This is a genomic window from Chengkuizengella sp. SCS-71B (genome assembly GCF_040100845.1).
Taxonomy (GTDB): Bacteria; Bacillota; Bacilli; order Paenibacillales; family KCTC-33759; genus Chengkuizengella.
In genome coordinates this window covers 3,321,986-3,342,874 of the sequence record NZ_JAZHSH010000001.1, presented here as the reverse complement: position 1 = coordinate 3,342,874, position 20,889 = coordinate 3,321,986, and the positions used below count along the sequence as shown (strand labels likewise).

Sequence of the window (20,889 nt, the reverse complement as noted above, 5' to 3'; positions counted from 1 at the left end):
AATAGGAAAAAATTGAGATGGGGTGTTTGGCTTGAAGCCTGTTTTGCAACTAAAAGAGGTAACAGGAGGATATAGTTTGAAAAGACCTGTCATACATGGGTTATCTATAAATGTGAATCCAGGTGAAATGGTAGGGTTAATTGGTTTAAATGGAGCAGGAAAAAGCACTACGATCAAACATATTTTGGGGTTGTTAAAACAACATAAAGGTGAGATTTATATAAACGGGAATACGTTAGAGAGCAACCCGATGGACTATAGATCTTCATATGCATATGTTCCAGAAAGTCCTTTAATGTATGACGAGTTGACAGTGGAAGAACATTTGAAGTTAACGTCAATGGCTTATGGCATTGATAAAAAAGAATATACGAATCGTGTTGATTACTTAGTTGATGAATTTCAAATGAGGGACAAGCTAACAAAATTTTCTGCTCACTTATCTAAAGGAATGCGTCAGAAGATGATGATTATGAGTGCATTTCTCGTTCAACCTTCATTATATATCATTGACGAACCTTTCTTAGGGTTAGACCCTCTTGGCATTCGTTCATTGCTTGATTTAATGGTGAAAATGAAAGAAGCTGGGGCAAGCATATTAATGAGCTCCCATATTCTATCAACTATTGAGCAATATTGTGATAAGTTGGTTGTTCTTCATGAAGGGCATGTTGTTGCAAGCGGAAATTTAAGTAACATACAACAGACTTCTGGTTTAAACAATGCAACATTAGAAGATGCCTTTTATGCTCTAGTTAAGGATGGCGTTTAAATTATGGAGATATCTGCTTTATGGAATAAAAGGTTTAAGGATTTTTGGACAGAGGTGTCCCCTTATTTAAGATTCGTATTCAATGGGGGACTGATTGCTTTTGCTGTTATTAGTTTTTCAATCGGAAGTATTTATTACAGGCGATTTATAGAAAATCCACCAGTTGATTTTCCAATTCATTTGTTGTTAACTGTTGTTTTATTTTGGTTCATTGCTTATAATCCAATTCGCACTTATTTAAGAGAGGCTGATTTGATTTATTTGGTACCAGCCGAACATAAAATGAGGTCTTATTTTAATAAAGCAATATTGGCTAGTTTTTTAGTTCAATGTTTAGTCGTAATTCTGATTTGGATAGTCCTTTTCCCTCTTTATTTAGTAACTAGTGATTCCAACGGTCTAATGTTTTTTGTATTTTTAATTGTATTATTAATTATCAAATGGATTTTGATGTTTGGATCATGGCAAGTGGTCCACTTCAAAGCTAACAGTCACAGGAAGGTATACTCTTTTTTTCGGTGGATCATTTCTTTCAGTGTTTTATATGTTATGTTCTCTTATAATTTACCTAAAGGAATGTTATTCATTGCCTTAGTTCTTATGACTTACATAATTTCTATTCGATTAATACCAAGTTATCATATAAATTGGGACAGGCTGATTCATGTTGAAAAACAGCACAAAGCTAGAATTTTTTCTTTTTTAAGCTGGTTTGTTGATGTTCCGCAACTTCCAAAACGAGTGAAGCATCGTAAAATGTTAAGCAGTAGTGCTGAATTTGTACCATTTGAAAAGAACAATACTTTTGTTTTCCTTTATTATTTAACATGGATTAGAACAGATTTATTCGGTATTGTTGCAAGATTGATTGGAGTAGGAATGATATTAATATTCTTTTTAACAAATGATTGGATGAAGTACCTTTTTTACATTATGGTAATCTATTTATCTGGTGTGCAATTATCCTCCTTAAGACAATACCATAAAAATATGTTCTGGTTATATATTTATCCTTTGCAAAATGAAAGGAGAGTAGAAGGGGCTTTAAAAAATTCATTTCGAATTCATCTTGTTATTATCATCATGATGACAATACCTTTTATTTTAACAATTGCAAATTATATATATGGGTTTATTTTACTAGTAGTTAGTATTTTATTGTCCTATATGTATCATCAATCTTTAGGTAAAAAGATGTTGAAAGGTAAAGAGTAGGAGATTCCTGACTCCTGACTATATTCCTGAATTGAATAGGGAAAATAGTCAGGCAAGTTAAATAAGATTAAAAATAGAGGACTTTTATGGTCTTATTGTAATCAATTTTCTCAAAATTATAAAATAAAGGTATTTGATGCATTAGCGTTGCAAAAAAAGCAACATAGTTTGTAAAATAAGTAATTTAGAAAAATTTTACAATTTTCTTTTTGAGAAATTAGGAAAAAAGTGAAGAGGTCAGAAAATGACGCGTTAATCCATTTTTTGGATGTTATTTCTTTCCCTAATTTATCTTTTCTTTGGCTTGATGATACCTACCGATGTATTTAATCTCGGAGGTGGTTTCACCGATCGAGGCACTTTCTGTCTCCCCTTTGAGTTTCGAGTAGGTTTCAGATGAAGTTCACTCAACATAACGGACCACTTTTTATCCCAACAAGTTCGTAGACATTGTAGTACATCCCAGGTACTTAGTTTAGTTCTGCTTCCTAGCTCAATATACATGGCAATTGCATAGGCGATGAGTACAATAAAAATTTGATTCCAAATTCCTTGAGGTTCATAGCTGTATAGTTTTACAAGACGTAGGTGTTGCTTCAACCATTTAAAGAATAATTCAATAAGCCATCGTTGACGATAAATATCTGCAATCTCTGTTGCACTTAAGTCAAAACAAGAGGTAGCTATTCTATATTTACGTTCTTTTTCATCCATAAACTCTACAAGTCTTATGCTTTTTTCCGTTTGTGTATACGCACTTCCTAATTGGATGATCGCGTCCCGAATAATGTGGGTGTCCGGTGGAACAGGCAGTTCTTCCTCAACCCTTAAAACCCCATGCTTTTCATTAATACGCATCACGAAGCGAACATTGTCTTCGATCCACTGATCGAACTGTGCGTATTTTACATAACCACGATCCATAACGTATATGGTGTCGTGATCTTCCACTAGGATATCCATGGTTTCACAATCATTCACATTTCCTGTTGAAGGGATCGCTTTTTCTGGAATGACTCTTCCATTTGGAAGAGAAAGCACACGCATATGAATCTTGACTTGGGTCGATTTATGATTAATCTTCGCCCAATTAGCTAAAGTAGCAGGAAGCTTCAAGCTAGTAGAATCAAGAATCCGAAGTGGGCCGACTCTGCTACAAGCGATAGAAGTTTTAGACTTTACTTTACCGATCATTTCAAAGAATAACGCTTCTAACATTTCTGTAGGTAGTTCTCTTATTCGACGTGAGAGTTGAGACGGACTAATACTTGGTAGATCTAGACTTTGCTGAAGAGCTTCACTGGTACGTAATTCTCTTGAAATTTGTTTATAATTTTCCCAATTCGCAATTTGAGAGGCTAGAAATAACTTGATACTTTTTATCGTAGTTAACTTATGCGTACGATAGTCTGCAATAGGAAAAAGGAAATTTTCCTTCGAAATCAAAGAAAAACATTGACAAATGGTATGGAAATTGTGTATGTTACCCATGGTTGGCTCCTTTTGTTTAGATTATGGGTAACGCGTCCTTATCTTTACAATAGGAGTTTTTTTATGATAATTCCATGAAAATCACATCATAAATTCCATTTTTAGTAAATTATACTCATTTTATTTTCTATGTTATCTTTGATGCAACGCTAGTGTATTTGATGGTCTTATTTAGCTCTTTTTCACAATAATTTGCATGATTTTGCAAAATATCCACTATATAAGACCACCATTTCCATTAGCGTTGCAAAAAAAGCAACATAGTTTGTAAAATAAGTAATTTAGAAAAATTTTACAATTTTCTTTTTGAGAAATTAGGAAAAAAGTGAAGAGGTCAGAAAATGACGCGTTAATCCATTTTTTGGATGTTATTTCTTTCCCTAATTTATCTTTTCTTTGGCTTGATGATACCTACCGATGTATTTAATCTCGGAGGTGGTTTCACCGATCGAGGCACTTTCTGTCTCCCCTTTGAGTTTCGAGTAGGTTTCAGATGAAGTTCACTCAACATAACGGACCACTTTTTATCCCAACAAGTTCGTAGACATTGTAGTACATCCCAGGTACTTAGTTTAGTTCTGCTTCCTAGCTCAATATACATGGCAATTGCATAGGCGATGAGTACAATAAAAATTTGATTCCAAATTCCTTGAGGTTCATAGCTGTATAGTTTTACAAGACGTAGGTGTTGCTTCAACCATTTAAAGAATAATTCAATAAGCCATCGTTGACGATAAATATCTGCAATCTCTGTTGCACTTAAGTCAAAACAAGAGGTAGCTATTCTATATTTACGTTCTTTTTCATCCATAAACTCTACAAGTCTTATGCTTTTTTCCGTTTGTGTATACGCACTTCCTAATTGGATGATCGCGTCCCGAATAATGTGGGTGTCCGGTGGAACAGGCAGTTCTTCCTCAACCCTTAAAACCCCATGCTTTTCATTAATACGCATCACGAAGCGAACATTGTCTTCGATCCACTGATCGAACTGTGCGTATTTTACATAACCACGATCCATAACGTATATGGTGTCGTGATCTTCCACTAGGATATCCATGGTTTCACAATCATTCACATTTCCTGTTGAAGGGATCGCTTTTTCTGGAATGACTCTTCCATTTGGAAGAGAAAGCACACGCATATGAATCTTGACTTGGGTCGATTTATGATTAATCTTCGCCCAATTAGCTAAAGTAGCAGGAAGCTTCAAGCTAGTAGAATCAAGAATCCGAAGTGGGCCGACTCTGCTACAAGCGATAGAAGTTTTAGACTTTACTTTACCGATCATTTCAAAGAATAACGCTTCTAACATTTCTGTAGGTAGTTCTCTTATTCGACGTGAGAGTTGAGACGGACTAATACTTGGTAGATCTAGACTTTGCTGAAGAGCTTCACTGGTACGTAATTCTCTTGAAATTTGTTTATAATTTTCCCAATTCGCAATTTGAGAGGCTAGAAATAACTTGATACTTTTTATCGTAGTTAACTTATGCGTACGATAGTCTGCAATAGGAAAAAGGAAATTTTCCTTCGAAATCAAAGAAAAACATTGACAAATGGTATGGAAATTGTGTATGTTACCCATGGTTGGCTCCTTTTGTTTAGATTATGGGTAACGCGTCCTTATCTTTACAATAGGAGTTTTTTTATGATAATTCCATGAAAATCACATCATAAATTCCATTTTTAGTAAATTATACTCATTTTATTTTCTATGTTATCTTTGATGCAACGCTAGTGCACCATTTCCCGCTATTTTGCTATGAAGGCAATAAAATTATCATATAAGACCACTATTTCCCGTTATTATGTTATGAAGACAATGTTTCAAAACATAATACTACATCCAAGTGGTAAAATTATTCATCATATCATTCAGAAGAATTGAAGATTCACTTATAAGGATTGCTTAGAGCTTTTTCTCCATCATAATCATATCTAATGCTTGAATTCCATTTTCCCAGATCTCTTTTGGATAATCAGTAAAAAAAATTAAAACATATTTCATCTATGATGAGAGTTCTATAATCGCTTGGTAAATTTTAATAAATAAATCTTCAAGATCTTCTTCTTCTATGCAAGAAAAAGCAACTCTTAAATCTTTTTCACCTAAAGCAATCGTACCAATTTCATATTTATCTAGTAAATGAACTCGTAGAGTTTCCGCATCTATATTTTTTAATTCCAAACACATAAAATATCCTGAATTAAAAGGATAGTAGTCCCAAACGGTTTGAAATTTTTCATTTTTTAAAATTTCTTTTACTTTATTAGCTCGACCTTTCATAATGTTGTATTTTTCTAGTTTTTGTTGTTCGTAATCAGGTGATTTCAATGCATGAAGAATAAATGTTTGTGAAGGATGTGAGCTACTGGAAATGGTAGCACGAATAATTCCCATCGTTTTTTGCTCTAAAGCAGCATTAACTGTTTCATTATTTGAAGCAAACGTTATAAACCCAACTCGAAAACCCCATACATAGTCTTCTTTGGTTGCTCCATCAACTTTAATTGCTAAAACATTCGGATGGATATTAGCAAGTTGACCAAATAAAGACTCATGAATCGAATCTTCAAAAAACAATCCATAATAAGCATCATCAGTAACTACTACAATATTTATTCCTTCTTCAGCCCCAGCTAATATTGCATTTACAATATTCTGACTGTCTTCTTGACTTGGTGTATATCCTGTAGGATTATTTGGGAAATTTAATACGACAATAGCTTTACCTTTATCTTTTTGAGCAAGTATAGCTTCTTTTAACCCACTTGCATTAAAGTTTCGATCTTCATTATAAAGTGGGAAGTTTACAGTCTCTGTTCCTCTGCGGATTCCAAAAGTAAGTTCATAATTCTCCCAGTTTTTATCAGGATATATAACACTATCTCCTGGTTCAGCAAATAGATCAGCTACAATACTTATTCCATGAGTTAATGCATTGGTCACAATAGGATTACTTATTTTTTTATTTTCAAGCGATGGACTTTCTTTTATCATTTTTTCCATCCATACTTTTCGTAATTCAGGTTTACCAGCAGGTGGTGCGTATGGGTAAATATCTTTAGGGGCATATTCTGATAGTGTATTTTGTATTACTTTTAAATGCATAGGATCTTTGTTCTCTATGGCAATTCCAATCGTTGCGTTATATTTTTTTGCTTTTTTCCCTGCTTCAGCAGATTGACTAATAATGCCTTCTTTAGGAAAGTAAACGTTTTTTCCTAATGTAGATAACATTTGATATACATTTGAATGTTTTTCTTTAATGGTTTTGTTCAGTGATTTAGCAAGTGGATTCATGGACTCCATCCTTCCAATAAAATCTAATAAATTTTTGTGAATATTATAACACTTACACTAAAAAAGATGAACCCGATTTGGAGAAAAACGGCTGAATATACCGAGATTTGTAGTGAGCTCGTTTAAGCAAAATTTAAACATCGAGAAATCAGATGGAGACCTACTCCCCTACTCCACCTAATTTGAAGATACCTCCTATAAAGGTGGACGTCTGTACTCAAATTATTTTGGATCTACTAGTTGTATCAGTTTAATATATAAATAAACCACTCAATGAGTGGTTTTGTCTTATAACTTAAGAATTTATAAGTTTTTCAAATTCAACAAAAGCTGCCGCTAATGAAGGTACTCAACTACTTCTCCGAGAAGCTTCTATAGGAGTTTTTGTTACTTTTTTATAATTTGACCTAAAGTTTCTCCCATCTTAACTTTATCTCCAATAAATTTATTCTCGTTATATTGGAACGAATCTTTTTCCATTAATAATACTACGGTTGAGCCAAATTCAAAATAAGCTAATTCATCTCCAATTGAGATTTCATTGTTTAGCGACTCAATCAACTGAATACTGCTTACATTCATTGCTCCTACTTTTACAAGAGCTATTTCTGTAAATTCATGTCGGATATAAGAAATTAGTCGTTCATTTCTGCTTAAAACTTTCCTCATATGCTTTAAACCAAAATCATTCACGGGATAAACTTTACCAGGTATATGTTCATTTTCTACAATTTCTCCTGAAACTGGAGCATGTATTCGATGATAATCTGAGGGGCTCAAATATAAGACCATGTAAAACCCATTTTTATATGTGACTGTTCTTGGTGAATGGTTTAAAAGCTCGTCTACTGTATAATCTTGCCCTTTTACATTTATAATTTCTCCGTTTTCGATAGTTCCAATTCCAGTAATTTTAGCATCAACTGGGCTAACAACAATGTTGTCATCTTGTTGAATCTTTCTAGACCCTGTTTTAAGACGTCTGGTAAAAAAATCATTTAATGAGACATATTCGTTTATGTTTTTTTCCGCTTCATTTATATTAATTCCATAAGTTTTGGCAAAACGAGGGATTAATTTTATACTTATTTTTGATTTTGCAAATTGACCTGTTAATCTTGAGATCGTTTTTCTAGAAGAAAGTTCTGTTAATAAGCGAAAAATTGTTTTCATTGTTAATTTTTTCACCACATTTCTTTAATCATTATGAAAATGAAAGCGACCTTCCAATGACCGCTCTTATATGAAAACAACTAATGATAACAAAATTGAAAAGTCTAGTATTATATTATCACACTAAGGATTTGTTTAGTAGTGAAAATAATTAATTCATAACCTTGGTTCTTACTCAGAATAGACAAACATTCCAATATTACCATTAGTTAAACGAATGATGAGTTTGGTTTCGCCACACAATATAAATGTTCAATTATTTGAGAAAATTCAAGTTATAGGTGGTGACCATATGCGATGGCTTATGAAAGCTCGTAACATGACACGAGGGCGAGGAATATGGATGTCTTTGATCGCAGTATCTGCTGGAGCAGCTGCATTTGGAGTTTCTCGTCGTAGAATGAAAAGCACTGCAGGGACTAAGTTAATGAATAGAATTTTACGGTAAAGTAATTTGTCTTCATCATTATTGATTTGTACTCGTCTATTTTAGACGGGTTTTTTTATATCTTAAGAAGTTATATAAAATTTCATTTTGGATCAATTTTAAAAAACGTTCATAATTGTATTTTATTTTAGAGGTGTTTATTTGATTAAATAGAATATATTGTTTGAGGTTCTTAATCATAAGAAGATAAAGTGGTGAGGAAATTGTCAATCCAAGGTCAAAAGGTATTACCAGCTATTCGCACGATGAAGGATTTTGAGCAAATGATGAAAAGTCCATATGAATATGGGGTCTTTCTGGATATGCATATTTCAAGATTGAAGGATGTTTATCGTTTGGCATATCAAAATAAGAAAAAAATGTTTTTGCATGCAGACCTTATCCAAGGATTAAAAAATGATGAGTATGCCGCTGAATATTTGTGTCAGGAATTTAAACCTGCTGGATTAATATCTACTAGATCAAAAGTGATTTCAAAAGCAAAACAAAAAGGTGTAATTGCCATTCAAAGATTATTTTTACTAGATACAAATGCACTTGAAAAAAGTTATTCATTAATTGAAATTATAAAACCCGATTTCATTGAAGTCTTACCCGGAATTATTCCGCGTATGATCCGAGAAGTAAACGAGAAAACTGGCATTCCTGTATTTGCAGGTGGTTTAATTAAAACTATAGATGATGTGGACTCTGCTTTATCAGCGGGTGCGGTGGCTGTCACAACTTCAGATAAATTAATTTGGAAAAACTATGGACAAGAAAAATAATAAATAAACAATATTTATGGTTGGAAATAGTTGTCTAGAGAGCAAGAGGCATTTAAATATTTGAAAGTATATGGTATTATTGTTTTAAGTTAATAGATAGGTTGGAGATTCGGAGAGACCACATCACATTATGGATAACCCATAGTGTATGTGGTCTTTTTCTTTTTTTCTAGGAGGAGAAAACATGGATAATCAATTTTCAAGTTTGAAGAGACATAAAAAACTAATTGAAATGAGTCAGGAAACACAGGACGTACTTATTATAGGTGGAGGAATTACGGGTTGTGGAATTGCATTGGATGCAGCAACAAGGGGAATGAAAACTGCACTAATTGAAATGCAGGATTTTGGGGCTGGGACATCTAGTCGATCTACAAAGCTGGTTCATGGTGGGCTACGCTATTTAAAACAATTTGAAATTGGTATTGTTCGAGAAGTTGGCAAGGAGCGAGCGATTGTATATGAGAATGGACCTCATGTCACAACTCCACAATGGATGTTGTTACCGATTTATAAAGGCGGTACTTTTGGAAAGTTCAGTACTTCAATAGGATTAAAAGTATATGATTTTTTAGCAAAGGTGAAAAAATCAGAAAGAAGGAGAATGTTATCTTATCAAGAAACATTGGAAAAGGAACCTTTAATTAAAAAAAAGGGACTAAAAGGTGGTGGGTATTATGTTGAATATCGCACTGATGATGCAAGATTAACGATTGAGGTAATTAAAGAAGCAGTTAAACATGATGCAAATGCAGTTAACTACACTAAAGTTGATGATCTGATTTATGATGAAAACGGAAAAGTGACAGGTGCAAAGGTCCGTGAGACTGATTCAGGAAAAGTGTATAAAATTTATGCTAAAAAAGTCATTAATGCAACAGGTCCATGGGTAGACGATATTCGTACAAAGGATAAATCTGTAGATCATAAAAAATTGCTTTTATCGAAAGGAGCACATTTGGTTATTGATCAAAAGATTTTCCCTTTAAAACAACCCATTTATTTTGATACAGCAGACGGTCGAATGGTATTTGCTATTCCTAGAGATCGAAAAACTTATGTAGGTACTACAGATACAATATATTCGGGGGATATATCAAATCCTCAATTGACTGTAGAGGACAGAGATTACATTATAGACGTTATTCATTATATGTTTCCTGAGGTCAAGTTATCAGAAAAAGATATCGAATCTAGTTGGGCAGGTATAAGACCTTTGATTTATGAAGACGGAAAAAATCCTTCTGAGATATCCCGTAAAGATGAGATATGGCAATCTAAATCAGGATTAATCACTATAGCTGGAGGGAAATTAACAGGTTATCGGAAAATGGCTGAAACAGTTGTTAATATCGTTGCTAAATATTTTCTCGATGAAGAAAAGAGAACTTTCTTGAAATGCAAAACCAAACATTTACCCATCTCTGGTGGAGATGTGGGGGGAGCAATACACCTAACATCATTTATAAATGAGAAAGAAAAGGAATCGCTGAAATATGGATTTACAAAAACAGAAGGAGAACATCTCGTTCGTTTGTATGGTTCTAATGTAGATAGTTTATTTAAATTGACAGAACAATATAAGAGTCAATATCAATATGATTTTAAATTACCGTTGCATGTATTTGTACAGGTCTTATATGGTATTCAATATGAGATGGTTGCAAAACCTGTTGATTTTTTTATTAGAAGAAAAGGAGCGTTATTTTTTGATATTGATTGGGTACTAAAATGGAAAAAACCCGTAATCGAATATATGGCTTCCATTTTTAATTGGTCTTCTGAACAAAAGTTTCAACATATTAAAGAGTTAGAAAGCCAGTTGCATGCTGCTCAGTTTCCTCAAACAAGTTAAACAAACACTAAGGCTAAGAATAAACAAACCTCCAATCATTTCATTTTTTATTGAAATGATGTTGGAGGTTTTTTATTTGTAAATGAGTTTTCATCACAAAAAAAGTCCATTTGTGATAAAAGTCACAGCCTTACAAAACCCTTAATTTTATAATTTAATTATAAACACAAGTTAAGCGAAATAATTAGAGAAGGAGTGGTACTCATGGCTATGAAAGAGAAGAAAATTCAAGAGCAAGATTCAGCAAAAAAAGAAGTTGATTTATTAGTACAACGCGCTAAAAAATCACAAAAAGAATTTTTAGAACTTAACCAAGAACAAGTGGATAATATTGTTCAACAAATGGCATTAGCAGGATTAGATCGGCATATGGAGTTAGCAAAACTGGCTGTTCAAGAAACAGGTAGAGGGGTTTATGAGGATAAAATCACCAAAAATATTTTTGCTACTGAATATATATATCACAGTATTAAATATGACAAAACGGTAGGTGTAATTGAAGAAAATGCTTATGAAAATTTTCAGAAGGTGGCTGAACCTGTAGGGATTATCGCAGGCGTTACACCTGTTACTAATCCAACTTCAACAACGATGTTTAAATCATTAATTTCAATTAAAACAAGAAATCCTATTATATTTGCTTTCCATCCATCTGCACAAAGATGTAGCAGAGAGGCAGCAAAAACAATTCTAAAAGCAGCAATACAAGCAGGTGCACCTGAACATTGTATTCAATGGATTGATAATCCTTCACTTGAAGCAACTGGATTATTAATGAATCATCCTGATGTGGCGTTAGTTTTAGCCACTGGCGGATCCGCAATGGTTAAAGCAGCATATAGTACTGGAAAACCTGCCCTCGGTGTTGGACCTGGTAATGTTCCTTGTTTCATTGAAAAAACAGCAAATATCAAACAGGCGGTGACAGATTTAATTCTTTCTAAATCTTTTGATAATGGCATGATTTGTGCTTCTGAGCAAGCTGTGATAATTGAAGAATCCATTTATCAAGAAACGACTACATTTATGAAGGAGATGGGCTGTTATTTTTTAAATGAAGAAGAAATTGCAAAAGTATCAAAATTAGTAATAAACTCTGAGAAATGTGCAGTTAATGCTGTAATTGTAGGTCAATCTGCATACAAGATTGCAGACATGGCAGGGTTGAAAGTTCCTAAGGATACAAAAGTTTTAGTTGCTGAATTAGACGGTGTCGGTGATAAGTATCCATTGTCAGCTGAAAAGTTAAGTCCGGTGTTAGCTTGTTATAAAGTGCAGAATGCTAAAGAAGGGATTCAACGTGCAGCAGAAGTAGTTGCTTATGGAGGTATGGGTCACTCTTCTGTTATCCATTCTGGAGATCAAGATGTTATTAATGAATTCTCTGCAGTATTACAAACAGGTCGTGTCATCGTCAATTCACCATCTACACATGGAGCAATTGGAGATATATACAATACTAATCTTCCATCATTAACTCTTGGTTGTGGAAGTTATGGTAATAACAGTACAACATCTAATGTTTCTGCAGTGAACTTAATCAATGTTAAAAGAGTGGCACATAGAACAGTAAATATGCAATGGTTCAAAGTACCAAACAAAATTTATTTTGAAAAAGGTGCTACGCAATATTTAGCTAAAATGCCTGATATCACAAGAGTCATGGTTGTTACAGATGAAATGATGGTGAAGCTTGGATACGTTGAAAAGGTAGAATATTATTTACGAAAAAGACAAATGCCTGTTCACATTGAGGTGTTCTCAGATGTTGAACCTGATCCATCTGTAGACACAGTAGAACGAGGTACAGCGATGATGAATAGCTTCAAACCAGACTGTATTATCGCACTTGGTGGCGGCTCTCCAATGGATGCAGCTAAAGCAATGTGGTTATTTTATGAATATCCAGATACAAACTTTAACTCTTTAAAACAAAAATTCTTAGATATTAGAAAAAGAGTTTACAAATATCCGCGTCTAGGTAAAAAAGCAAAATTTGTAGGGATTCCAACAACGTCTGGAACAGGTTCTGAAGTAACTTCATTTGCTGTTATCACAGATAAAGATCAAGGGAATACAAAATATCCATTAGCGGATTATGAATTAACTCCCGATATTGCAATCATAGATCCAGATTACGTGTTAAGCTTACCTAAAACCGCAGTTGCAGATACTGGTATGGATGTTTTAACGCATGCAATTGAAGCTTACGTATCTGTAATGGCAAATGATTATACAGATGGATTGGCAATGAAAGCAATACAGCTCGTATTTGAGCATCTTGAAAATTCTTATAATGTGGGAGACGCATTATCTAGAGAAAAAATGCATAACGCTTCAACTATTGCTGGTATGGCCTTTGCAAATGCTTTCTTAGGAATTAATCATAGTTTAGCACATAAGTGGGGTGGTGAGTTCCATACGGCACATGGTAGAACAAATGCAATTTTACTACCTCATGTTATTAGATATAATGCTACGAAACCAACAAAGTTTGCATCATTTCCTAAATATGATCATTATGTTGCAGATGAAAGATATGCTGAAATTGCAAGAACGTTAGGGCTGCCAGCAAATACAACGGAAGAAGGAGTAAATAGCTTAATTGAAGCGATTCGCAAGCTGAATAAAACATTAAATATACCAGAGAAATTTAAAGATGTGAATGTGAATCCTACTGAATTTGAAGCAAAAGCAAACTATCTAGCTGATCGTGCTTTTGAAGATCAATGTACAACTGCGAATCCCAAAATGCCATTAGTTACTGAATTAGCTGAAATATATAGAAAAGCATATTATGGAAAGTTTGAATAAGGTCTTAAATATATTATAGGAGGTGTTTTTCATGTCTATGGCTGAAAAAGAATTAAAACAGACAGATACACAGTTAGATTGTTGGAGAGGTTTTCAAACTGGAAAATGGGATAAAAAAATTGATGTTAAAAACTTTATTGATTTAAACATTACTCCCTATGAAGGTGACGAGCAATTTCTAGCAGATCCTACTGAGGATACAAAAGCATTATGGGACATTATCAGTGGTTTAACTAGAAAAGAGCTTGAAAATGGTGGGGTATTGGATGTTGATGTAAATACCCCTTCTACCATTACTTCTCATGGACCTGGTTATCTTGATCAGTCAAAAGAGAAGATTGTAGGTTTACAAACTGATGAACCTTTCAAACGTTCAATTCAACCTTTTGGTGGAGTGCGTATGGTTAAAGACGCATGTGAAGCATATGGTTTCAAATTACCAGATGAAATCTTTAATTTATTCACAGATATTCGTAAAACGCATAACCAAGGTGTTTTTGATGCGTATACAACGGAAATGAGGAAAGCTAGAAAAGCAGGGATAATTACGGGGTTACCAGACGCATACGGAAGAGGAAGAATCATTGGTGATTATCGGAGAGTAGCGTTATATGGTGTAGATAAACTCATTGAACAAAAAAAAGAAGAGTTGTTTCATTTAGAATTGGATGTAATAAATGAGGAAGTCATAAGAGATCGTGAAGAGTTAAATGAACAAATTCGTAGCTTACACGAATTGAAACAAATGGCAGAATGTTATAGGCATGAAATTTCCTTACCTGCAAAAAATGCAAAAGAAGCGATTCAGTGGTTATATTTTGCATATCTAGCTGCAATAAAGGAACAAAATGGAGCTGCGATGAGTTTAGGTCGTGTATCCAGCTTCTTAGATATTTATATTGAAAGAGATTTACAAGAAGGTACTCTTACTGAAATAGAAGCTCAAGAATTAGTTGATCATTTTATCATGAAGTTACGTATAGTGAAATTCTTAAGGACACCAGAATATAATGAATTGTTTAGTGGAGACCCGACTTGGGTTACTGAATCTATTGGTGGAATGGCACTTGATGGAAAAACAAGAGTAACGAAAAACTCTTATCGCTTCCTTCATACTTTGTATAATTTAGGTCCAGCACCTGAGCCAAATCTAACCGTTTTATGGTCAGAAAAACTTCCAGAGAATTTTAAGAACTATTGTGCAAAAGTTTCGATTCATACAAGTTCCATCCAATATGAAAATGATGATGTGATGAGCCCTCACTATGGTGATGATTATGGAATTGCTTGCTGTGTTTCTGCGATGCGTATCGGTAAACAAATGCAATTTTTTGGAGCAAGAGCAAATCTTGCAAAATGTTTGTTATATGCAATCAACGGTGGAGTTGATGAAAAATTAGGTGTTCAGATAGGACCAGAATATACGCCCATTACTTCTGAGGTTTTAGATTATGATGAGGTTATGAAAAAATTCGATGTCATGTTAGAATGGTTGGCAAAATTATATATGAATACATTAAACGTTATTCATTATATGCATGATAAATACAGCTATGAACGCATCGAAATGGCTTTACATGATCGTGAAATTATAAGAACAATGGCAGCTGGAATTGCTGGTTTATCTGTTGTGACCGATTCATTAAGTGCAATAAAATATGGTAAAGTAAAGCCAATTCGTAATGAAAAAGGAATTGCAGTTGATTTTGAAATCGAAGGAGACTTTCCTAAATATGGAAATAACGATAACCGTGTAGACTCCATTGCTATCTCACTTGTTGAAACTTTCATGAAAAAATTAAATAAACATCAAACTTATCGTGAAGCGATTCCTACGATGTCTATATTAACCATTACTTCTAATGTAGTGTATGGTAAAAAAACAGGCACTACACCTGATGGACGAAAAGCTGGAGAACCGTTTGCACCAGGTGCAAACCCTATGCATGGTAGAGATACAAAAGGTGCATTAGCTTCTTTAAACTCTGTGGCTAAACTGCCTTATGAATACAGCTTAGATGGAATTTCAAATACGTTTTCAATTATTCCAAAAGCTTTAGGTAAGGAAGAGACAATTCGAAAACAGAACCTACATGCATTATTAGATGGATATATGAAACAGGGAGCGCACCATTTAAATGTAAATGTTTTTGATCGACAACAGTTAATCGATGCGATGGAGCACCCTGAAAAATATCCACAACTAACAATAAGAGTTTCTGGATATGCTGTAAACTTTGTGAAGTTGACAAGGGAACAGCAGTTAGATGTTATAAACAGAACGTTCCACGGATCAGTATAAAAGTATTTAACCCCTAGGAAGGATGAGAGATGATGAGCACGATGGGTCGCATACACTCATTAGATACATTTGGAACCGTAGATGGTCCTGGCATACGATTCGTGCTTTTCATGCAAGGCTGTGCGCTTCAATGCCAATACTGTCATAATCGTGATACATGGGATAGAAACAAAGGGGATTTAAGGAAAGTTGAGGATATATTATTAGAGATAGAACCTTATATTCATTATTATAAAAGTTCAAAAGGAGGTATCACGGTTACCGGTGGAGAACCGACTTTACAACCCCTATTTGTTAAAGAGTTGTTGAAAGGTTGTAAACAACGCTGGGATCTTCATACTGCTTTGGATACCTCGGGTTTTAATGATCCTAAAAAAATTGAAGATTTGTTAAAAGTAACTGATTTGCTTTTAATAGATATTAAACACATGGACGATGAAAAACATAGAAAGTTGACTGGTCAGTCAAATGAAAGGATATTGAAGCTGATACAATACGCTTCGGACAACCATAAAAAAATGTGGATAAGACATGTACTGATTCCAGGAATTACTGATGATTATAATGATTTATATGCTCTTGGTGATTTTATTGGCAAGTTAAAAAATGTAGAGAAAGTGGAGATTCTCCCTTATCACAGAATGGGTGTATTTAAATGGCAGCAACTAGGTTTTTCATATCCATTAGAGGGAGTTAGAACGCCATCTGATCAAGAATTGAAAAGAGCGATCCAAATAGTTGACAAAGGAATGGCGGAGGTTTCTCTCTCTAAAATATAAATTAAATTCGACAGATTTCAATAGGGCAGTCAGGACAAGAGACGATGGCTCTTAAATCATTTAGTTTGTGGATGGTAATGGTTCCATTTTTCATGCTGATGATTCCATCGTCTTTATGTTTGTTTAAAAGTCTATTTACACTTTCTCTTGTTGTACCAATTAAATTCGCTATATCGGTATTCGTCAACTTAACATCTAATACGATTCCATCTTCAGTTAACCTTCCATAGGAATTACTAAGTCGTATTAATGTAGAGGCTAAGGCTCCACCTTTTCCAAATAATAATAAGTCTCGAAACTTAGATTCTGTTTTACGATGCCATAAACTCATCCACTTCAGAAATTCTACAGCGAAATCTCCATGCTGATATATGATCATTTCCAAATCACTATGTTCAATCATCCCAATATTACAATTTGTTAATGCTTGAGCTGAATAGCTGAAATTCAAATCACCAAGTCCGCCAAACTCACAAAACATATCTCCCTCTTGTAAGATATACAAAATGAGTTCCTTGCCATCATCTGTTAGTTTGTATATTTTTACTTGACCTTCATTTACATAAAATAATTTCCTGGCTGGTTCTCCCTCACGAAACAAATATTGTTGTTGTAAAAAATGATGGGAGTACATTACACTTTTTAATCTATCGACATTTTCATCAGATAAAAATAAAGATATTTGACCTGAGGATTTACAGTTTAGAGTTAAATGATCCATGTTTGAACACCCTCCTAGTTCATATTCATATCGTTTTTAGAATGTGTTCTTATTCATATTATATAACTTTTTCAACAAGATTGCTGTAAGAGTTTTGAAAAAACTAAGATAAGAACAAGTACTTTTATTATTTTAGGTATATGCACATTTTCTTTGAATTCCTGTACATAACAATAGAGGATGACATATGTTACTAAATAAACATAAAGGGAGGTTTTGGAATGAAAAAAAGGCGAAATCGTAATAAAAAAATGAAAAAGATAGATCCTTCAATAAATGAATTAGTGTGGTTGGATGAAGAGAAAATAGATTCCTTCAGAGAGAATATACCTATTCATGACTTAAACTGGTTTCCTGACTTTCAATTTTTAAATCAGAATCCACAAAAATCATCAAAAAAAAAGAAAAAAGTAAAAAAAAATAAACCTCTGATATATGCGAACCCATTTGATTTTAATTTTGGATATAATAACTTTGCTGATGAAGAACCGACGATAACCTATCGTGATAAAACAGATAGCAAAGTTCATGAAAAGCAAAATGAACAACTCAAAACAATCCATCAGTATAATAATTCTGAATTTAAAATGAATATTGAGGAGAAAAGTACTGAGGTGTTCATTTTTTTTGATACTCCATTTAAAAACACGGATTATGTTCTTGTAGCTATGACAGATTGTTCAAATTGTTATGCAGCACTAAATGAAAAAACTGCGGAATACGCAGTTATTGATGTTGTTCTTATTGAAAGTAATAATGAAGAACGAGAAGAAGAACAACATGGAGTATTATCTTGGATTGCCATTGGTGAATCATAGTAAAATAAGAAATCCAGAACAGCATTTCCCTTTATTTTCTAGGATTCAAATTCCATTTTACTAATAGACCAGCATAAACTAATCCACCACCAAAACCATAAAGTAATAAATGGTCTCCATCTTTAATTTTATTTTGATTTAAACCTTCTTGGATAGATAGTGGAATGGTTGCAGCTGAAGTATTTCCGTAATGTACAAGACTGTACAATGTTTTTTCCATTGGAAAGTCACTTCTTTGACATATGGACTCAATCATTCGTAAATTTGCACTGTGTGGAATAAACCAATCCACATCTCGTAATGTGAAATTTGTATTTTCCAGCACTTTTAACATTCCTTTTGGAACATGGTTTACCGCCCATTTATATACTTCCCGACCGTTTTGGACTAAAAAGCCTTCTTTTTCAAGATCAACTCCATTTATGTTGGTAGATAAACCTGTTTGATATAAATGAATTCCTCCCTCACCATTGGAGCCATTATAGGAAGAAATGAAACTAGGCTGCTTTCCATCCTTTTCGACCATTACAGCACCTGCACCATCTCCAAATAAAATACAGCTTGAACGATCTGAATAGTCGGTTATTTTTGATAATACATCCGCACCGATTACAATAATTTTATTATGGAGTCCAGCGGTGATTAGCCCATTAGCAACTTGCAAGCCATACGTAAAACCTGCACATGCAGCTCTAAGGTCAATGGCTCCTGTTTGTTTTAATTGAAAATGAGCTTGAATTCTACTCGCTGTACTTGGAAAAGAAAAATCAGCTGTGCTTGTAGCTACAATAATTAAATCTGTATCCTCAATATCGACCTCATAACTTTCCATCATATTTTTAATGGCTTTTATACATAAATCACTTGTATATTCTTTTTCTGCAGCAATACGACGTTCTTTAATTCCAGTGCGCTGCACAATCCATTCGTCATTTGTATCTACAAGCTGCTCTAAATCATGATTTGTAAGTACTTTTTCAGGTACATAAGAACCAATAGCAGAAATTCTTGCTTTTGAACTCATATTTTGGCTACTCATTACAATTACCTCCTCTTTAATAAAATAATATATTGTTTAGTAAAAACTGAATATTATTAAGTATTAGTACCTAGTGCTAATTATGAAGATAACGCATTGATTTGTCAATGTGTTGTAAAATTCACACAAAAAAAAGGAAAGTACAGTACGAATTACCAAAGCATTCTATGTTTATTTTTCGAGTAAAAAATCATCCTAAGACTGATACAAAAAATTATATTAGAATGGAGGCGTATAATGGTAAATTCAGTGTTTACTCGATTCATTGTTGCTGGTTCACTTATATTTTCATTAAGTGCTTGTACAACTGATAATGAAGGTGCTATTGATAATCGAACAGGGGATAATATTAATCCATATGGAGTATATGACGCAAATGATCGAGATGGTAGGAATTACAATGCAAACCGCTTAGGAATGAATACTCGAAATAACATATTAAATACAGACAGGTTGAATAATCGGGCTAGTGATATGCGCGCGAATAATATTCACCAAAATACAAATGTGAGAGAAAGTAAGAAGATTGCAAATGCAATTGCAAACATGAAGGAAGTTAAAAGAGCGAATGTATTGCTAACGGATAATAATGCTTATATCGCTGTAGAATTAACTGATAATACTAATAAAGGAATGACAGGAAAATCCATTAAAGGAAAGTCTCTTAAAGGCACCTCTAAAGGTAATGTTGAATATTATGGTTTAGGAATGAACGCGGGTAAAAAGGTTCGATCATTCTCTGATACGATGACAAATGAAGTGAAAAAGAAAATATCCAATAAAGTAAAATCCATGGATAAGAATGTGAATAATGTATATGTTTCTGCAAATGCTGATTTTGTAGAACGAATTAACAATTACATGGTTGATATTGGTGAAGGTAGACCTGTTAGAGGGTTTATGGATGAATTTAATACTTTTATGAATCGAGTTTTCCCAATGAATATGGATCGAAATATGAATAATAATGACAATAATAATCAACGCAGTATAATGAATCCAACAAATAGATAAATTTATAGCCTATTTTTCGAAAACTGCCGCACCATCGACCGCTACTTTTCATAAAATAATTTGACTGTATCCCTTGACCTTGTAATTCTAAACCCAAACAAGGAGGGGTGACGATATTGAAGGGTAGCGACGATAAAGGAAAATTCATATTAACAAACCGTGAACGTGAAGTATTCGAACTGTTAGTTCAAGACAAAACAACTCGAGAAATTGCTAAAGAGTTATATATAAGCGAAAAGACAGTTCGAAATCATATCTCCAATGTCATGCAAAAGTTAAATGTTAAAGGTCGTTCACAGGCAGTCGTTGAATTAATAAGGCTTGGAGAATTGAAAATATAATCATGTGTATATTTCACATTCATTGAATACCTT

17 protein-coding genes are annotated in these 20,889 nt (G+C 33.6%); 11 read left to right on the top strand and 6 right to left on the bottom strand.

Going from position 1 to position 20,889, the window contains the following annotated elements:
• Positions 1 to 31: 31 nt before the first annotated feature.
• Together VQL36_RS16295 and VQL36_RS16290 are read left to right on the top strand one after the other, a co-directional pair.
• The gene (locus VQL36_RS16295; protein ID WP_349250331.1) at positions 32 to 772 is read left to right on the top strand and encodes an ABC transporter ATP-binding protein; all 741 of its coding nucleotides are present in this window, start codon (positions 32 to 34) and stop codon (positions 770 to 772) included.
• A gap of 3 nt (positions 773 to 775) precedes the next feature.
• Positions 776 to 1,987 carry an ABC transporter permease gene (locus VQL36_RS16290; RefSeq protein ID WP_349250330.1) on the top strand — a complete coding sequence of 404 codons (1,212 nt, stop codon included), beginning with the start codon at positions 776 to 778 and terminating at the stop codon, positions 1,985 to 1,987.
• A gap of 288 nt (positions 1,988 to 2,275) precedes the next feature.
• Here VQL36_RS16290 and VQL36_RS16285 read toward each other — a convergent pair whose 3' ends face one another.
• From VQL36_RS16285 to asd, 4 genes are all read right to left on the bottom strand, one after another.
• Positions 2,276 to 3,433 carry an IS4 family transposase gene (locus VQL36_RS16285; protein WP_349248656.1) on the bottom strand — a complete coding sequence of 386 codons (1,158 nt, stop codon included), beginning with the start codon at positions 3,431 to 3,433 and terminating at the stop codon, positions 2,276 to 2,278.
• Between the two features lie 430 nt (positions 3,434 to 3,863).
• Positions 3,864 to 5,021 carry an IS4 family transposase gene (locus VQL36_RS16280; protein WP_349248656.1) on the bottom strand — a complete coding sequence of 386 codons (1,158 nt, stop codon included), beginning with the start codon at positions 5,019 to 5,021 and terminating at the stop codon, positions 3,864 to 3,866.
• A 468-nt stretch (positions 5,022 to 5,489) separates the two neighbouring features.
• Complete coding sequence (locus VQL36_RS16275; protein WP_349250329.1) at positions 5,490 to 6,785, bottom strand: aminotransferase class I/II-fold pyridoxal phosphate-dependent enzyme; 1,296 nt, start codon at positions 6,783 to 6,785, stop codon at positions 5,490 to 5,492.
• A 387-nt stretch (positions 6,786 to 7,172) separates the two neighbouring features.
• Positions 7,173 to 7,958, bottom strand: coding sequence for an archaetidylserine decarboxylase (gene asd, locus VQL36_RS16270; RefSeq protein ID WP_349251198.1), 786 nt, complete (start codon positions 7,956 to 7,958; stop codon positions 7,173 to 7,175).
• Between the two features lie 292 nt (positions 7,959 to 8,250).
• Between asd and VQL36_RS16265 the strand changes: the two genes are divergently transcribed.
• From VQL36_RS16265 to pflA, 6 genes are all read left to right on the top strand, one after another.
• The gene (locus VQL36_RS16265) at positions 8,251 to 8,406 is read left to right on the top strand and encodes a hypothetical protein (RefSeq protein WP_349250328.1); all 156 of its coding nucleotides are present in this window, start codon (positions 8,251 to 8,253) and stop codon (positions 8,404 to 8,406) included.
• 203 nt (positions 8,407 to 8,609) lie between these two features.
• Positions 8,610 to 9,173 carry a glycerol-3-phosphate responsive antiterminator gene (locus VQL36_RS16260; protein WP_349251197.1) on the top strand — a complete coding sequence of 188 codons (564 nt, stop codon included), beginning with the start codon at positions 8,610 to 8,612 and terminating at the stop codon, positions 9,171 to 9,173.
• 184 nt (positions 9,174 to 9,357) lie between these two features.
• Positions 9,358 to 11,028 carry a glycerol-3-phosphate dehydrogenase/oxidase gene (locus VQL36_RS16255; RefSeq protein WP_349250327.1) on the top strand — a complete coding sequence of 557 codons (1,671 nt, stop codon included), beginning with the start codon at positions 9,358 to 9,360 and terminating at the stop codon, positions 11,026 to 11,028.
• Between the two features lie 204 nt (positions 11,029 to 11,232).
• The gene (adhE, locus tag VQL36_RS16250) at positions 11,233 to 13,842 is read left to right on the top strand and encodes a bifunctional acetaldehyde-CoA/alcohol dehydrogenase (protein ID WP_349250326.1); all 2,610 of its coding nucleotides are present in this window, start codon (positions 11,233 to 11,235) and stop codon (positions 13,840 to 13,842) included.
• A gap of 31 nt (positions 13,843 to 13,873) precedes the next feature.
• Positions 13,874 to 16,144, top strand: coding sequence for a formate C-acetyltransferase (pflB, locus tag VQL36_RS16245; protein ID WP_349250325.1), 2,271 nt, complete (start codon positions 13,874 to 13,876; stop codon positions 16,142 to 16,144).
• Between the two features lie 29 nt (positions 16,145 to 16,173).
• A complete protein-coding gene (gene pflA / locus VQL36_RS16240) occupies positions 16,174 to 16,923 on the top strand; it encodes a pyruvate formate-lyase-activating protein (RefSeq protein WP_349250324.1) in 750 nt (249 codons plus the stop codon).
• A gap of 1 nt (position 16,924) precedes the next feature.
• Here pflA and VQL36_RS16235 read toward each other — a convergent pair whose 3' ends face one another.
• A complete protein-coding gene (locus VQL36_RS16235) occupies positions 16,925 to 17,644 on the bottom strand; it encodes a Crp/Fnr family transcriptional regulator (RefSeq protein ID WP_349250323.1) in 720 nt (239 codons plus the stop codon).
• 221 nt (positions 17,645 to 17,865) lie between these two features.
• On the opposite strand from VQL36_RS16235, the gene VQL36_RS16230 reads away from it, so the two are divergent.
• Positions 17,866 to 18,462, top strand: coding sequence for a WIAG-tail domain (locus tag VQL36_RS16230; protein ID WP_349250322.1), 597 nt, complete (start codon positions 17,866 to 17,868; stop codon positions 18,460 to 18,462).
• Positions 18,463 to 18,493: 31 nt separating this feature from the next.
• Here VQL36_RS16230 and VQL36_RS16225 read toward each other — a convergent pair whose 3' ends face one another.
• Positions 18,494 to 19,501 carry a ketoacyl-ACP synthase III gene (locus tag VQL36_RS16225; RefSeq protein ID WP_349250321.1) on the bottom strand — a complete coding sequence of 336 codons (1,008 nt, stop codon included), beginning with the start codon at positions 19,499 to 19,501 and terminating at the stop codon, positions 18,494 to 18,496.
• 237 nt (positions 19,502 to 19,738) lie between these two features.
• Here VQL36_RS16225 and VQL36_RS16220 point away from each other — a divergent pair, with 237 nt between their 5' ends.
• Both VQL36_RS16220 and VQL36_RS16215 read left to right on the top strand, forming a co-directional pair.
• Positions 19,739 to 20,515 carry a YhcN/YlaJ family sporulation lipoprotein gene (locus tag VQL36_RS16220; RefSeq protein ID WP_349250320.1) on the top strand — a complete coding sequence of 259 codons (777 nt, stop codon included), beginning with the start codon at positions 19,739 to 19,741 and terminating at the stop codon, positions 20,513 to 20,515.
• Positions 20,516 to 20,631: 116 nt separating this feature from the next.
• The gene (locus VQL36_RS16215) at positions 20,632 to 20,856 is read left to right on the top strand and encodes a helix-turn-helix domain-containing protein (RefSeq protein WP_160645613.1); all 225 of its coding nucleotides are present in this window, start codon (positions 20,632 to 20,634) and stop codon (positions 20,854 to 20,856) included.
• The last annotated feature ends 33 nt before the right edge of the window (positions 20,857 to 20,889 follow it).